At 42.8% G+C, this 14,644-nt stretch carries 14 protein-coding genes; 8 read left to right on the top strand and 6 right to left on the bottom strand.

Translation table 11 applies throughout. From position 1 onward, the window contains the following. Positions 1 to 39: 39 nt before the first annotated feature. Positions 40 to 288, bottom strand: a complete 249-nt coding sequence (locus UN64_RS04840; RefSeq protein WP_077360231.1) for a hypothetical protein — start codon at positions 286 to 288, stop codon at positions 40 to 42. A 144-nt stretch (positions 289 to 432) separates the two neighbouring features. Between UN64_RS04840 and UN64_RS04835 the strand changes: the two genes are divergently transcribed. Then, a complete protein-coding gene (locus tag UN64_RS04835; RefSeq protein ID WP_077360229.1) occupies positions 433 to 1,248 on the top strand; it encodes a YihY/virulence factor BrkB family protein in 816 nt (271 codons plus the stop codon). Between the two features lie 222 nt (positions 1,249 to 1,470). Here the strand turns inward: UN64_RS04835 and UN64_RS04830 are convergent, their stop codons facing one another. The 4 genes from UN64_RS04830 to pxpB are packed head-to-tail and all read right to left on the bottom strand — an operon-like array spanning position 1,471 to position 5,197. Further along, entirely contained in the window at positions 1,471 to 2,262 is a 792-nt protein-coding gene (locus UN64_RS04830; protein WP_077360227.1) for a putative hydro-lyase, read from the bottom strand. An 18-nt stretch (positions 2,263 to 2,280) separates the two neighbouring features. Then, positions 2,281 to 3,471 (bottom strand): NRAMP family divalent metal transporter, encoded by a 1,191-nt coding sequence (locus tag UN64_RS04825; RefSeq protein WP_077360225.1) that lies wholly within the window; start codon positions 3,469 to 3,471, stop codon positions 2,281 to 2,283. Positions 3,472 to 3,486: 15 nt separating this feature from the next. Beyond that, positions 3,487 to 4,500 (bottom strand): 5-oxoprolinase subunit C family protein, encoded by a 1,014-nt coding sequence (locus UN64_RS04820; RefSeq protein WP_077360223.1) that lies wholly within the window; start codon positions 4,498 to 4,500, stop codon positions 3,487 to 3,489. Next, the gene (gene pxpB / locus UN64_RS04815) at positions 4,493 to 5,197 is read right to left on the bottom strand and encodes a 5-oxoprolinase subunit PxpB (RefSeq protein WP_077360221.1); all 705 of its coding nucleotides are present in this window, start codon (positions 5,195 to 5,197) and stop codon (positions 4,493 to 4,495) included. Before pxpB ends, UN64_RS04820 begins: the two co-directional genes overlap by 8 nt. 215 nt (positions 5,198 to 5,412) lie before the next feature. On the opposite strand from pxpB, the gene manA reads away from it, so the two are divergent. Then, a complete protein-coding gene (manA, locus tag UN64_RS04810; protein ID WP_077360219.1) occupies positions 5,413 to 6,378 on the top strand; it encodes a mannose-6-phosphate isomerase, class I in 966 nt (321 codons plus the stop codon). 105 nt (positions 6,379 to 6,483) lie between these two features. Further along, a complete protein-coding gene (locus UN64_RS04805; RefSeq protein ID WP_077360217.1) occupies positions 6,484 to 8,226 on the top strand; it encodes a phospho-sugar mutase in 1,743 nt (580 codons plus the stop codon). A 37-nt stretch (positions 8,227 to 8,263) separates the two neighbouring features. Here UN64_RS04805 and UN64_RS04800 read toward each other — a convergent pair whose 3' ends face one another. After that, positions 8,264 to 9,277, bottom strand: a complete 1,014-nt coding sequence (locus tag UN64_RS04800) for a LacI family DNA-binding transcriptional regulator (protein WP_077360215.1) — start codon at positions 9,275 to 9,277, stop codon at positions 8,264 to 8,266. Positions 9,278 to 9,619: 342 nt separating this feature from the next. Here UN64_RS04800 and UN64_RS04795 point away from each other — a divergent pair, with 342 nt between their 5' ends. Genes UN64_RS04795 through UN64_RS04775 form a run of 5 tightly spaced genes read left to right on the top strand, consistent with a single transcriptional unit; the run spans position 9,620 to position 14,638 of the window. Beyond that, positions 9,620 to 10,939, top strand: a complete 1,320-nt coding sequence (locus tag UN64_RS04795) for an ABC transporter substrate-binding protein (protein WP_216352789.1) — start codon at positions 9,620 to 9,622, stop codon at positions 10,937 to 10,939. Further along, the gene (locus UN64_RS04790; RefSeq protein WP_077360213.1) at positions 10,936 to 11,808 is read left to right on the top strand and encodes a carbohydrate ABC transporter permease; all 873 of its coding nucleotides are present in this window, start codon (positions 10,936 to 10,938) and stop codon (positions 11,806 to 11,808) included. Before UN64_RS04795 ends, UN64_RS04790 begins: the two co-directional genes overlap by 4 nt. Then, positions 11,795 to 12,622, top strand: a complete 828-nt coding sequence (locus UN64_RS04785; RefSeq protein WP_077360211.1) for a carbohydrate ABC transporter permease — start codon at positions 11,795 to 11,797, stop codon at positions 12,620 to 12,622. Before UN64_RS04790 ends, UN64_RS04785 begins: the two co-directional genes overlap by 14 nt. A gap of 17 nt (positions 12,623 to 12,639) precedes the next feature. Then, positions 12,640 to 13,563, top strand: a complete 924-nt coding sequence (locus UN64_RS04780; RefSeq protein WP_077360209.1) for an MTP-1 family protein — start codon at positions 12,640 to 12,642, stop codon at positions 13,561 to 13,563. A gap of 13 nt (positions 13,564 to 13,576) precedes the next feature. After that, entirely contained in the window at positions 13,577 to 14,638 is a 1,062-nt protein-coding gene (locus tag UN64_RS04775; RefSeq protein WP_077360207.1) for a BtaManbiosPhlase, read from the top strand. Positions 14,639 to 14,644 lie beyond the last annotated feature (6 nt).

Below are 14,644 nucleotides of genomic sequence, written 5' to 3'. Positions count from 1 at the left end.
TAAACGCAATCAAGAAAACTTTCCTCCCAGATTAAGAATCTACTGCCCCTCAAACGGAAAGCCAGTTAAAAGGTCTAAGATAAAAATCAGAACAAAACTAACATACGATAAGGCTATGGTAATCAATAGTTTGTTAAAACCTTTGTTTAAAATAATTGCAAGTATGTAAAAAACTGCTGACAACATGATGGTGTTATTCCAATAGCCCGTTCCCTGAAAAAATCGATAGAGCGTGATCGTGTAAAAAACACTCCATAACAGAAGTGAAATGATGTAAAACTTCCTCATTCGTAATCTCCTTTTGAAAATTTATCCTATAAAAATACTAACATAGGAATCAGCCTCAATAAAAAAGTGACCTAAACGGACAGCTCTCTACGTATTCTAGAATAGTGAGTTCTACGGACTTGCTAAGATAAGAGGTGCTGCACCATGAATATCGTCGAGATCCTGAATCAATTGAGCGACCGCTTTTTTAAGATGAGGGTGTATGATTTATCTGCTCAGATGGCTTATTATTTTCTAATGTCGGTTTTCCCGTTTTTGTTAGTGATTTACTCATTGATGACTTATCTGCCCCTAAATGAGAGCAACATATTGGAGCTGATCCAGCCATATGCTCCTGATGCGACGTACGCTCTCATCGAGAAGACGCTATCTTATACGGTGAGGAGGCAGGAGGGAAATCTTCTTTCCTTAAGTTTAATCGTTACTTTATGGCTTTCTTCGATGGGCTTTCAGTGTATGAAACGTATTTTTAATGACGCGTATGAGGTTCGAAATGATGAACATAAAGTAAAACAAATCGTAGAGAGTCTCTTGTTAACAGTCGGGTTTATGATTGCGGTGCTGTTTTCTGTAATCGTTCCTCTTTTTGAAAAATTATTAAGTGTGTATCTAAAGGGGATCTTTTCGATTGTTGAGTTTCAGAAGTTGTGGATTATAGTGCAGTGGGGGATCGGGACGGTCTTTCTACTTGTCTTTTTTATTGTCCTGTACTCATTTGCGCCTAGCATCAGGCTCAGTTTTAGAAAAGTAGTTCCAGGAGCGTTTTTCGCTACGATTGGCTGGCAGCTTGTATCGATGGGATTTGCTTCTTACGTTAGTGGAAGTAATTATTCTGCGTTGTACGGCCAAGTGGCTGGTCTCGTTGTCTTGATGCTGTGGTTTTATTTGTCAGCGATGATTATTATACTCGGTGGGCTGCTGAATACGGTGGTGTATCCGAATGAGCCTGTAGAATGGTAGCTTCTTAATGGTGTTTTTCTCTATGAAAAGTGGGTTCGCGTGAAACGAAGGAGTTTGTGCGTGAAACAGAAGTGAAAACGCGTGGAACTAGCAAATCACGGGTGAAACGAAGGTGATTTGGCGTGAAACTAAGCCAAAAACGCGCAACGTGTAACAGATTATAAAAACACGTCCCGTAAATAGATAAGGGTGCCTCCAACAAAAGAGGCACCCTCACATTTTTTATAAAACCCCAAACTTCTCATCCCGCACATCCGTAATAAACATATGCCCTGGGGCGTGAGTGATCATGATTTCCGGCTTTACATGCATCGCAACCGCTTGAGGTGTCACGCCGCATGCCCAAAACACAGGAACTTCGCCTTTATGGATCTGAACGGGATCACCGAAATCGGGCTGATACAAATCATAGATCCCGATGCTCTCGGGACTTCCGATATGAACAGGTGCGCCGTGAACAGAAGGGAAGCGGCTTGTAACTTGAACGGCTCTCACTACGTCTTTTTCAGGAATTGGACGCATGCTCACGACCATCGGCCCTTCGAAACGGCCGGCTTTCACACATTCGATGTTCGTTTTAAACATCGGAACGTTGCATCCACGCTCGATGTGCCGTACCGGAATTCCGTTATTCATCAACGCATGCTCAAACGTGAAGCTGCAGCCAAGCAAAAAGCCAACCATCCCGTCATCCCAAAGGTCAGTAATATCGGTTTTTTCCTCAATAAGCTCACCTCGACGATAAACACGATACTTCGGAATATCCACCCGCAAATCCGCATCAGGAGCGACAAGCGCAGGGATAGCTGAACCTGGCTCAGTCACATCCAGAACTGGACATGGTTTCGGATTCCGCTGACAAAATAGAAGGAATTCAAATGCCAATTCTTTTGGTAAAACGACTAAATTTCCTTGAGTATATCCATTAGCAAGTCCGCTCGTCGGCTTTCGCCAATCACCGCATCTGATCATATCGCGCGCTTCAGCAGGATTCATACGGTCTAGTGCATTCATGAAAGCTCCCCCTCAACTTTATGCAAATAACTTAGGCAGTCCTGTGTACAGTGAATAAACACTCATTACGGCCATGATCACAACGATCAGCACACCAAAGATCGTCATCCACATTGGATGCTTGTAGTCACCGACAATCTTTGGTTTGTAAGCCGCAATCAGCATCACACCTAATGAAATCGGTAAAATTAATCCGTTTAATGATCCTACTAAAATGAGAATCTTAACCGGCTGTCCAATAATTGTGAAAACCAGTGTTGAAACAGCAATAAATCCGATGATAATCCACTTATGGTACTTTTCCAAAGTTGGGCTAAATGTACGGATAAATGAGACAGACGTGTAAGCTGCACCGACAACAGAAGTGATCGCAGCGGCCCACATGACGACTCCGAAAATTTTATAGCCAACATTACCGGCAGCTAATTTAAACACGGAAGCCGGCGGGTTAGCTGGATCAAGCGTCAATCCTTGCGCCACGACACCAAGTGCCGCTAAGAATAAAAAGATACGCATGATGGATGCAATCCCAATCGCTGAAACAGAACTTCTAGTAACTTCTCCTAAATTTTCTTTTCCTTTAATCCCTGCATCAAGCAAACGGTGAGCACCTGCAAACGTAATGTAACCACCGACTGTTCCTCCGACTAGGGTTACAATCGCAAGTACATCGATTGTGTCTGGAACGAACGTTTTTACAACCGCTTCTCCAACAGGAGGCTGAGCGGTAAACATGACATAAACCGTTAACGCGATCATGATAAAACCAGCAACTTGCGTGAAACGGTCCATCGCTTTTCCAGCTTCACGGACAACGAAAACTAAAATGGCGATAACTCCACTTAATAGGGCACCCATTTTAGGAGAAACGCCAAAAAGAACGTTAACTCCAAGTCCAGCACCCGCAATGTTTCCGATGTTAAAGGCTAAGCCTCCCATTACGATCAACGCGGCAAGGAAAAATCCTAAACCAGGCAGAACATCATTTGCGATATCCTGCGCTCTTTTTTCGGAAACCGCGATAATACGCCACACGTTCATCTGAGCCCCAATATCAATAATGATGGAAGTTAAAATAACAAAACCAAAACTTGCGGCAAGAATAGATGTAAAGTGTGTAGTCTGTGTTAAAAATCCTGGTCCGATGGCGGATGTTGCCATCAAAAACGCGGCGCCTAGCAGTATACTAGCTTTCGATTCTTTCTTCATACTCTTCCTCCTAGATTACTTCGATTCTTGTTTTATTTTTAGTGAGATTCCTTGTTTCAACTGGTGTATTTGTTTTTCTCGGTCTAAATAAAGTTGTTGAGCGACTTCGTGTGAGACCTCGGTGAATTGTACTTTGTCGCCAGGCTTCAGCTGCGCCATGATTGGTAAGTCAACCGTCGCGATCTGCCAGATTTTTGGATAGCCGCCTGTTGTTTGGCGGTCTGCGAGGAGCACGATCGGATTGCCTTCTGACGGAACTTGGATCGTCCCGAAGTTCACCGCTTCTGAAAGCATTTCTTGTTCTTTTTCGAGTTGGAGTTCAGGTCCTTTCAGGCGATACCCCATCCGATCAGACTGCGATGTCACTTCAAACGATTCGGTAAAAAGTTTCATCTGACTTTCTTGTGTGAACCAGTCATACTGTCGACCTTTCATCACGCGCACTTTCGGCTTTGAAACAGGTGTTGACGTGAATTCTGATGCGATCGTCCATTGCATCTCGGCAAACTTTTGTCCGTCTAATTCCGCAGCTAACACTTTCGTAATTTGAGTTGCAAAGTCACTAGGTTCCTTAAGTGAAAGCTCGTCATCTGCTTGAAGCGGTTTTCCGTTAAAGCCGCCGATTCCTGCCCGTATGTAAGTAGATTTGCTGTCCATCACTTCAGGCAGGTCGAAACCACCGGCAACAGCGAGGTAAGCACGACAGCCAGTTTTACATCCTCCGAACTTAAGCTTGCTTCCGGCTTTCACTAAAACAGAACGCCATAACTTAACCGGCTTCCCATCGACTGAAGGGGAGAGGTTTCCGCCACAGATCGAGATCAGCGTGTCTTTTGTAAATTCCATGTCAGGACCTAATAAAGTGAGCTCCAGTGTCGCTTCATTCTCATCATTGCCAACTAAAAGGTTTGCTATCCGGTGAGCGGTCGCATCCATCACGCCACTCGCGATCACACCGTATTTTTGATAGCCGTAGCGGCCTAAATCCTGAACACTTGTAAGGAGGCCCGGCTTCGTAATCTTAATCATTTTCGCTCTCCTCCCATTTTTGAAACTCTTCTTCTGAAATCGGTACGAATTTTATCTGATCACCTGCTTGTAAAAGGCTAGGTGTATCGCCTTCCGGTAGAAAAAGTTTGAGCGGCGTTTTACCGATTAATTGCCATCCACCAGGCGTTTCGATCGGATACACTCCCGTTTGTTTGCCGGCAATCCCGACCGATCCAGCTGGAATCTTAAGTCTCGGATTTTTTCGTCTTGGCGCAGCAATTCGTTCATCCATCCCGCCGATATAAGGAAATCCAGGGGCAAACCCGATCATGTAAACGATGTATTCACCATTTGAATGAATGTCGATCACTTCTTCTGGGGTCAGTTCGTTTCGTTCTGCTACTTCTTCCAGATCTGGTCCGAACTCTCCGCCATAGCATACAGGAATCTCGACGACACGCGGTTTTGCTCCTTCTTCCACGTCTAGTTTTTCCAAATGTGCGCTCAATTCCTCACACACTTGTTCATAAGGAAGAGTGTTTGTTTCGATTTTACAAGGGTCATAAAAAACGGCGACCGTCGTAAAACCAGGAACATATTCAATCACCCAGTCAAAAGATTGTTTCTCTAAAAAAGAGGAGACTTTATTCACTTTTTGCTGAATGTCCCGGCTGATGTCTTCGCCGAGCTCGATGATTACACTGTTGTCACCTAAAGGCTGCAATTTAAACTCCATCATTTTCTCCCCTGTCTATTTATGTAAAATTAATCAGAATATTTGTATATTTATAAAGTTCTAGTATAAAGGAAACCGCTTTAAAATCAAACCTTCATATCAATTGTTTCCCGATAGTAATTATTTCTAGTCTCGAATTTTTCATACAGGTGGTTTATCTTTAAACAAACGTTTAAAATGAGGAGTAGAAAACCCAGATAGGGAGTGTTGTGAAAGTGTATAATGAACCGATTTTTCTAAAACCTGTATTCAAAGACCGAATCTGGGGCGGAACAAAGCTTCGTGAAGAGTTCGGCTATGATATTCCAACGGAAACAACCGGTGAATGCTGGGGAATTTCCGCTCATTCAAACGGACCGAGTGAAGTAGTGAACGGACCCTTAAAAGGAAAAACGCTTGATCAAGTGTGGGACGAGCATCGCGAACTCTTCGCTGATCAAGAGGGAGAAGACTTTCCTTTATTGGTAAAAATTTTAGACGCGAAGACAGATCTTTCCGTTCAGGTGCATCCGGATGATTCCTACGCGCGTGAAGTAGAAGGCGAGGCGTTCGGTAAAACAGAATGCTGGTACGTGATCGATTGCGAGCCAGGCGCAGAATTGGTGTATGGCCATCACGCTGGTTCGAAGCTTCAGTTTGAAGAAATGGTAGCAGATGGGCGCTGGAATGATCTTTTGCGGAAAGTAGCGATCAAGCCAGGCGATTTCGTGTATGTGCCAAACGGAACGATTCATGCGATCGGTGAAGGAACGATGATTTTAGAGACGCAGCAAAGTTCTGATATCACATACCGCGTGTATGACTATGACCGTCGTGATGATGCTGGAAACACACGCGAGCTTCATATTGAAAAATCAATAGAAGTCGCAATGATTCCGCATCAGGATGCTGACTTCGAGCCAGTATTATCAGCGAATGAGGATTTGAAGATCGAGAAGCTGATTAAAGAGAACTATTTTACGGTGTATCACTGGAACTTAGAAGGTTCAGTTAGCGCGGTAGAGAATCCTTCGTATCTTTTGGTAAGTGTGCTGGAAGGTGAAGGAGAGTTGAAGATTGATGGTCAATCTTCTTCCGCATTTAAAAAAGGTGACCACTTTATCTTGCCATCCACAGTGAAAAACTTCGGAATGAGCGGTAATGCGAAGTTTATCATGTCGCATCCGACATTTAGTAAATAAGAAAAATATATCCAAAAGTATTCAATAAAATGTTAAAATAAGAAAAGGGCATCCATAGTGATGCCCTTATTTTTATTGAATATTTTATAAAATGGGGTAGGAAGTATGAGTTGGGAAATTCAATATGAAAAGTGGATGAATAGTCCTGTTGTTGATGAAGTAATGAAAGATAAAATGAAGTCTCTTTCAGAAAAAGAGAAGGAAGATGCATTTTATAAGAACTTGGAATTCGGAACAGGCGGCATGCGTGGAGAAATTGGACCTGGAACGAATCGGATAAACACCTTCATGGTTCGTAAGGCGACTGAAGGATTAGCCTTGTATATAAAAGGTCAGGGGGAAGACGCACAGTCTCGTGGTGTCGTTATTGCATATGATTCACGTCATATGTCAAAGGAGTTTGCTTTAGAAGCAGCATTAACCCTCGGAAATCATAACATAAAAACATATGTGTTTAAGGAACTGAGACCAACACCTGAGTTATCATTTGCCGTTCGTCACCTCAATGCATTCGCTGGTATTGTTATTACTGCTTCACATAATCCACCTGAATACAACGGATATAAAGTATATGGTCCAGATGGGGGACAACTTCCACCGGCTATGGCTGATAGAATCATTGATTTTGTGAATGAAGTGGAAGATGAGTTAAAGATTCAGGTTTCAGAAGAAAAATACCTTTTAGAAAAAGGGTTGTTATCATATGTACTTGAGGAAATTGACACAGCTTACAATGAACAGCTAAAAACAATTGTCCAAGATCCTGAACTATTGAGAAAGTATGCAAAAGATTTAAAGATCGTATTTACCCCTCTGCACGGAACTGCTAATATCCCAGTCCGAAAAGGGTTGGAGAGTCTTGGATTTAAAGATGTAACAGTTGTAAAAGAACAAGAACTGCCAGATGCTAATTTTTCTACGGTGAAATCACCAAATCCAGAGGAGCATGCTGCGTTTGAGCTCGCAATTCAATATGGCGATCAGTTGGATGCTGATATCCTCCTCGGTACTGATCCAGATGCAGACAGGGTTGGGGTAGCTGTTAAGAATTCTGAAGGAAAATATCAAGTATTAACAGGTAACCAGCTAGGTGCACTAATGCTGGACTATATTTTAACAAAACGACAGGGTCAAGGGACTTTGCCATCTAATGGAATCGTACTTAAGACGATTGTTACATCCGAAATTGGTCGTCAGATTGCTGGAGAATTTGGAATAGCTACCATGGATACACTTACAGGCTTTAAATTCATAGGGGAGAAAATCAATGAATTCGAGAAAACAGGAGAGCATACATTCTTGTTTGGATACGAAGAAAGCTATGGGTATTTAATTGGTGATTTCGTTCGTGATAAAGATGCGGTTCAATCTTGTCTTTTAGCGGCTGAAATAACTCTATATTATAAAACGAAAGGCATGAGTTTGTATGAAGGTCTTTTGGAGTTATTCGTTAAATACGGTTACTATAAAGAAGATTTAATTTCTATGACTCTAAAAGGTAAGCAAGGTGCAGAAGAAATTCAACATATGATGACTTATTTCAGAGAGAATGCACCATCTTTAATGGCTGGACAAAAAGTTACTGCAATTGAAGATTACGAGATTGGCGAACGATTTGATATGATTAAGAGTTTGAAAGAATTTATTAATTTGCCAAAATCTAACGTATTGAAATTTATTTTGGAAGACGGAACATGGTTCTGTTTACGTCCGTCAGGCACAGAGCCCAAAATTAAGTTTTATTTCGGTGTAAAAGGAAACTCTCTAGCGGACAGCTCCGAAAAATTAGAAATTGTTAAAAGAGAAGTTATTGAAAAGATACAGTCAATACAGGTTCTTAACGTGTAAATATGAAAATGCCCAATCAAACGAGATTGGGCATTTTTTATTTAAAGGCATCAAAGGTAGACTCGCGTTTTAATAGTTTAGCAGGGAGAAGAAGCTCTGTGATCGGTTCATCTGTGTTGTCCATCCGCCAAACGAGCTGTTCGATCGCTTTTCTTCCATACAGCTCCAGATCAATATCCACCGTTGTAATTTTGGGATTAGCCAATCTTGAAAGCTGCCCGTTATCAAAGCTGCACACCGAAACATCATTAGGCACGCTTAAGCCCTTTTGCTGAAGCGCAGACTGAACAAAAAATCCGAGTCCGTCGTTTACGCAAAACCAAGCTGTCGGCTGTGTCCCGTCTGAATCCACCAAATCACGAACTACGATTTCACTTTCCTCGACAGATGAAAAAATCAATTGCTGATCAACTTGCAGTTCGTGCTCTTGAAAAGCGAGCAAGTAGCCTTCAAGTCGTTCCTGATAACTCGGTGAAAAGCGGGTATTCCCAACGAATGCAATCTTTTCATGACCAAGATCAATCAGATGTTTAACAGCCGTATATGCCGCAAAACGGTTATTCGTCAAAATCGCATCTGCCTGAATGAGCGGGTGATGATGGTCTATCGTTACTGTTGGAATGCCGGTTGCGATGACTTTGTTGATATATTCCGTGCTGATATGCGATAAGATGAGCACGCCATCTACTTGTTTGTTTTCTATAAAAGAAGGGAGAGTCAGATTCTCCTTCGCCTCGTTAGTTACCGACTGAATCAGTACATTCAGCCCTTTGTTTGTCGCCTCTTTTTCCACACTCAAATAAATCTTTCCAAAAAAGCTTTGCAACGAAAAAGCTAGGTCTGAAGCGATCAGTCCGATGTTTCCTGTTCCACCGTTATATGTTTTCACTGGATTCGTCTTGTATTGATATCCTAACTCTCTAGCTGTTTCTTCAATTTTTTTACGCGTTGCAGGACTTACACCGGGTTTCCCAGAGAGAGCCTGCGACACGGAGTTTTTTGAGATGTTTAAATGATCCGCAATGTCTTGCATGGATACTTTTTTCGCCATAATATAAACAAACCTTCCAAAAAAGAATTTTGTCACGTTACAAATTAAATATAAATGAAAAGGTAGATTAAGTAAATAAATTCTATTAATAAATTTCGATAGACAAAGAATAACCAGTAATAATGGCATTTATCTTACATAATTAATTGTCAGAAAAATCATTTGACAACATTACATTAACATGTGATAATGCATTACATAAAGTTACAAAATTACATTTTATGATTACAAATTTATCCTATGTAATGTTCATAGGAAGTTTTTTTGACTCAGAATGACAGCGCTGTCATTTTGGTTCGTCCATTATAATTCGGAAACACTTTTAACAAGGGGGATATTCTGATGAAAATGAAAAAGGTAGCATCTCTTTTCCTTACTGCAACAATCGCAGCATCTGCACTGGCAGGCTGTTCAACAGGCAACGGTGGCGGGAAATCGGCTGACGGAAAAACGACGATCGAATTCTGGGCAGCTCCAAATCCAACGCAGCAAGTGTATTGGAAAGAGATGGCGGAGGAATTTGAAAAAGAAAATCCGAAAATTGATGTTAAAGTAAGTCCGATAAAAGAAAGCCCGACATCAGAAGCAAGCATTCAGTCCGCGATTGCAGGTAAAAGTGCACCAACGATGTCTGAGAATATCAACCGTGGATTCGCAGCACAGCTTGCTGAAAGTAAAGCACTTGTTCCGCTAAACGAGATCGAAGGCTGGGATAAATTGCTGAAGAATCGTAACATGACAGACACCGTTAAAACGTGGAAGTTCGCGGATGACAATCAATATGTTATGCCGATTTACTCGAATCCAATGTTATTTGGCTGGAGAATCGACATTTTAAAAGAAGTGGGAGTTAATGAAATTCCTAAAACGTACAGCGAAGTTCTCGATGCTGTTAACAAGCTGAAAGACAAACACCCGGATAAATACTTGTGGGCGAAGGGTGACCTTGCAGATCCAACTGCCTGGAAACGATGGTTTGACTTTTTCATGCTCTATGATGCAGCATCCGGAGGCAACAATTTTATTGAGGGTGACAAGTTCGTTGCAGAAGATGAAGCTGGCTTAAATGTTCTGAAGTTTATGGGAGACCTTCAAAAAGAGGACGCACTATTAACGAAGCAGGCTACAGATCCGTTTGAGAGCGGATTAGGTATTTTCACTGACCTTGGACCATGGACGTTCAGCTATTGGGAAGAAAAGTTCCCTGAGATGAAGTACAACGAGACTTTTGGACTCGCGCTTCCTCCAGTTCCAGATGGAGCTGATACGGAAAACGTGAACACGTTTGCTGATACTAAAGGAATCGTAATCTATGCGTCAGCAACAGAAGAAGAGCGAAAAGCTGCGATGGAGTTTATGAATTTTGTTTATTCGAATCCAGAAAACGATCTGAAGTGGCTGGAGACAACGAAACTTCCCCCAGCACGTGATGATCTTTCATCAAACGATTCGTTCAAAGCGTTCTTCGACAAAAATCCTGAGCTGAAGCCTTATGCAGACGCTGTACCAAACGCAATACCTTCTATTGATAACGCAAAATACAACGAGCTTCAGACACATATCGGCCGTTACGCTGTGAACCCTGTCGTGAAGGGAGAAGTTGATCCTGAAAAAGGCTGGAAAGAGATGAAGAAGGCCATAAAGGAGGAACTTAAAAAATGATGAAAAGAAACGGGACGGGCTGGCTATTCGCCAGTCCTTACCTTTTATATGCGGTCCTTTTCTTTGCCATACCGCTGATCTGGTCGATGTATTTATCGTTTACGGACTGGAACTTGATTTCGCCAGTCTACTATTTTAAAGGGTTTGATAATTTTATTGAAGCTGTGAAGCATCCAGGAGTACAAGCAGCATTTTTCGTAACGTTCAAGTTCATGGCAGCGTTCGTTCCGATGGTTATCGTTTCATCGCTTGCTGTTGCGCTCGTCATTCATGGGCTGCCAAAGTTTAAAGGACTATTTCTAATCGGATTCTTCCTGCCGTATTTGGCATCAGGGGTTGTTTCATCCTTAATCGTAAAAGGATTATTGTCGCATAATAGTGCGTTCAACGTCTTTTTGCGAAAGTTTGGAATTGAAATCGACTGGCTGAGCACGCCGCTATCCGCATTGCTTGTGGTTGCGGCAATCATCGCTTGGAAGTTCACCGGCTATTACGCACTTATTTTGACTGCTGGGTTTGAAAGCATCAATAAAGACGTTTATGAAGCAGCTGCGATTGATGGCGTAACACCATCACAAAGTTTTTGGAAAATAACTTTGCCGCTGTTGTATCCAGCTATATTTACCGTGTTGATTCTCTCAATCGGCGTCTCATTCGGGATTTTTACCGAGGTTTACCAGCTGACAGGCGGTGGACCGAACTATGCTACAAACACTTGGCAGATGGAGATTTTTAAACAAGCGTTTACAAACTTGAGCGCAGGTTATGCGTCGGCGGTTGCGATCATCGCTTCAGTTGTAACGTTCGCTTCGATTTTAGTCATCAGAAAATTACTAGAGATGTGGGGGAAACGTAATGGTTGGGTCTAAAAAAGGATTAACTTTGCGCTATTTGATCGCTTTTGCATTGCTTATCGTTATGGTCTTTCCGTATCTCTATATGGTGATGAACTCGTTTGCCGACTGGACACAGGTCGATAAAAAGGTTGTGCCGACGGAGTTCACGATGAGATCGTATGAGTGGCTCTTCTCAGGCGGAGAGGCGGGAATCGCGAGACCGTGGCTGAAAGCTTTCCTTAACAGCGTCATCGTTTCAACGGCATCGACTGCACTCATGATGGTGACAGGTGCGATGGTTGCTTTCGCACTCGCAAAAATGAACTTCAAAGGACGGGACTTCATCAATAACGCAGTACTGTTCCAAATGTTTTTCCCAGCGATCATATTGCTGATCCCAACGTTTTTAATCATCCAAAACGCTGGACTTTATGACACGTATACAGCGATGATCCTGCCAAAAGCGATGAGTTTATGGGCCGTCTTCATGTACACGAACTTTTTCCGGGCGATCCCGGACACATTTATTGAAGCGGCTAAGCTCGACGGTGCTTCAAACTTTCAGATCTTATATAAAATCGTGATGCCGATGTCAAAATCAATCACAACTGTCGTTTTCCTATTCTTGTTCATGGAAAGATGGACGGAATTATTGTGGGATATGATTGTGGTTCGCAGTGATAGCATGCTGACGCTGAACGTATTGTTATCTCAAATGTTCGGACCATACGGCGGATACCCAGGTCCGATGTATGCAGCATCCGTCCTATTAACGGTACCAATCATCATCTTGTTCCTATTCTTTTCAAAACAGTTCAAAGAAGGCATGCAGTTTACGCTTAAATAGGTTTAAGGAGAAATGTTATGACAAAAACATGTGCAGAATTAGTGGAGATTTATTTAGAAAAAGATCAGCCGGCGAACCCCGAAAAGCTAACGTTTACAGGTGTTGGGGAACGTGATGTTTACAATATTACAGCTCCGTTTGAAGACGAAGGAGAGTTAGTGATCGCGGGTCGTGTTGAAGCCCGTGACACAGAGCATTCAGAGGTTTACTTTTTCGTGAGCCGTGATGGAGTTTGGACACCTAGAGAAGGTGCGCCGGTTTTGGAACTGCAGGATCCGTTCGTGACACGAATTGCCGGAGAGCTAGTACTTGGCGGAGTGGAGATCTTTCCGCATCCGACGAATGAAGGAGCGCTTGGCTGGCGGACTGTTTTTTATAAAGGTTCTTCCATAAAAATGTTGAAGCCGTTATTCAAAGGACCTGACGGGATGAAAGATTTACGGCTGGCTGAATTGAAAGATGGTGGTGTTGCTGTGCTGACTCGTCCTCAAGGAGAAAAAGGAGGACGCGGAAAAATCGGATTTGAGCGCATCCTATCATTAAATGAGTTAACACTAGATGTGGTTGAAGAGGCACCACTTTTAGAAGGACAGTTTGCTGAAGGAGAATGGGGCGGGGCGAACGAGCTTCACATTCTCAACAACGGTCTGATCGGCGTGCTCGGTCATATCGCAAGTTTTGATGAAGAAGGTAACCGTCATTATTATCCAATGGTGTTTGCGTTAAATCCTGAAACTGGTGAGTACACAGAAATTCAGCTCATTGCAATCCGCGATGACTTTTTAGCAGGAGCTTCTAAGCGACCAGATTTAGTAGATGTGGTGTTTAGCGGCGGACTTTTACGAAAAGAAGACGGAACTGCCAATTTTTACGCAGGGATTAGTGACGCAGAGGCACACAAAATTACGATAAAAGATCCATTCAACCAATTTGAAAAATAAGGGGACATGCAGCATGAATGTGTATCGATATGAAGAAAACCCGCTCGTTACGCCCAGTGACGTGAAGCCGCACCGTGACGATTTTGAAGTGATCGGCGCGTTTAACGCTGGAATTGCTAAATATAATGGCGAAGTGATCATGCTTTTGCGTGTGGCTGAGCGACCGATAAGTGATGATCCAAACATGGTGAAAGCGCCGGTTTACAATGTTGAGACTGGGGAACTGGAGATTCATTCTTTAGATTTGGACGATGAGCGGTATAATTTCTCTGATCCGCGTGTGATCTGTGAAAAAAAGAATGGGAAAAGCTTTTCGTATTTAACATCGATTTCTTACATTCGATTAGCGCGTAGTAAAGACGGACGCAACTTTACGATTGAGGATGATCCTTTCATCTACCCCTCGAATGAACTTGAGACGTTTGGTATCGAAGACCCGCGCGTGACTCAGATTGGGGACACGTACTACATCTATTACAGTGCGGTTTCTCCAGCAGGAGTGGGTGAGTCGCTTGTTTCTACCAAAGATTTTGTGGAAGTTGAACATCATGGGATGATCTTCTGCCCTGAGAACAAAGACGTGTTAATTTTTCCTGAAAAAATTAACGGCCTTTATTATGCATTGCACCGACCGGTTCCAAAAAGCACGGGTGCACCAGAAATCTGGGTCGCGGAATCTACGAACCTTTTACATTGGGGCAACCATAAACATTTGATCGGATTGCGTGATGGTATGTGGGACAACGGCAGAATCGGAGGCGGTGCGGTTCCGATCAAGACGGAAAAAGGCTGGCTTGAACTCTACCACGGCGCATCAAAAGAAGACCGTTATTGCATGGGAGCTGTTTTGCTAGATTTAGAGAATCCGGCAAAAGTGATCGCTCGATCGGAAACACCGATCCTGGAGCCTGAAGCGGATTATGAAGTGGACGGATTCTTCGGCAATGTCGTGTTTTCGTGCGGAGTTCTCGTTGAAGACGATGTCGTGATGATGTATTACGGCGTGGCGGACACATCAATGGCATGTGCAGAGCTCAGTTTACAGGAGATTTTGGACTCGTTGACGTATTTATAAAGAAGA

It is taken from the genome of Fictibacillus arsenicus, from assembly GCF_001999465.1.
Classification (GTDB): domain Bacteria; phylum Bacillota; class Bacilli; order Bacillales; family Fictibacillaceae; genus Fictibacillus; species Fictibacillus arsenicus.
The sequence above is the reverse complement of the archived record's forward strand: the minus strand, read 5'-3'. Positions and strand labels throughout refer to the sequence as shown.

Excerpts from the sequence above, each read along its gene's own strand:
- UN64_RS04840 (WP_077360231.1), bottom strand. The coding sequence starts at position 288 with ATGAGGAAGTTTTACATCATTTCACTTCTGTTATGGAGTGTTTTTTAC.
- UN64_RS04790 (WP_077360213.1), top strand. The coding sequence starts at position 10,936 with ATGATGAAAAGAAACGGGACGGGCTGGCTATTCGCCAGTCCTTACCTT.
- UN64_RS04775 (WP_077360207.1), top strand. The coding sequence starts at position 13,577 with ATGAATGTGTATCGATATGAAGAAAACCCGCTCGTTACGCCCAGTGAC.
- UN64_RS04835 (WP_077360229.1), top strand. The coding sequence starts at position 433 with ATGAATATCGTCGAGATCCTGAATCAATTGAGCGACCGCTTTTTTAAG.
- pxpB (WP_077360221.1), bottom strand. The coding sequence starts at position 5,197 with ATGGAGTTTAAATTGCAGCCTTTAGGTGACAACAGTGTAATCATCGAG.
- UN64_RS04805 (WP_077360217.1), top strand. The coding sequence starts at position 6,484 with ATGAGTTGGGAAATTCAATATGAAAAGTGGATGAATAGTCCTGTTGTT.
- UN64_RS04800 (WP_077360215.1), bottom strand. The coding sequence starts at position 9,277 with ATGGCGAAAAAAGTATCCATGCAAGACATTGCGGATCATTTAAACATC.
- UN64_RS04825 (WP_077360225.1), bottom strand. The coding sequence starts at position 3,471 with ATGAAGAAAGAATCGAAAGCTAGTATACTGCTAGGCGCCGCGTTTTTG.
- UN64_RS04820 (WP_077360223.1), bottom strand. The coding sequence starts at position 4,500 with ATGATTAAGATTACGAAGCCGGGCCTCCTTACAAGTGTTCAGGATTTA.
- UN64_RS04785 (WP_077360211.1), top strand. The coding sequence starts at position 11,795 with ATGGTTGGGTCTAAAAAAGGATTAACTTTGCGCTATTTGATCGCTTTT.
- UN64_RS04795 (WP_216352789.1), top strand. The coding sequence starts at position 9,620 with ATGAAAATGAAAAAGGTAGCATCTCTTTTCCTTACTGCAACAATCGCA.
- UN64_RS04780 (WP_077360209.1), top strand. The coding sequence starts at position 12,640 with ATGACAAAAACATGTGCAGAATTAGTGGAGATTTATTTAGAAAAAGAT.
- UN64_RS04830 (WP_077360227.1), bottom strand. The coding sequence starts at position 2,262 with ATGAATGCACTAGACCGTATGAATCCTGCTGAAGCGCGCGATATGATC.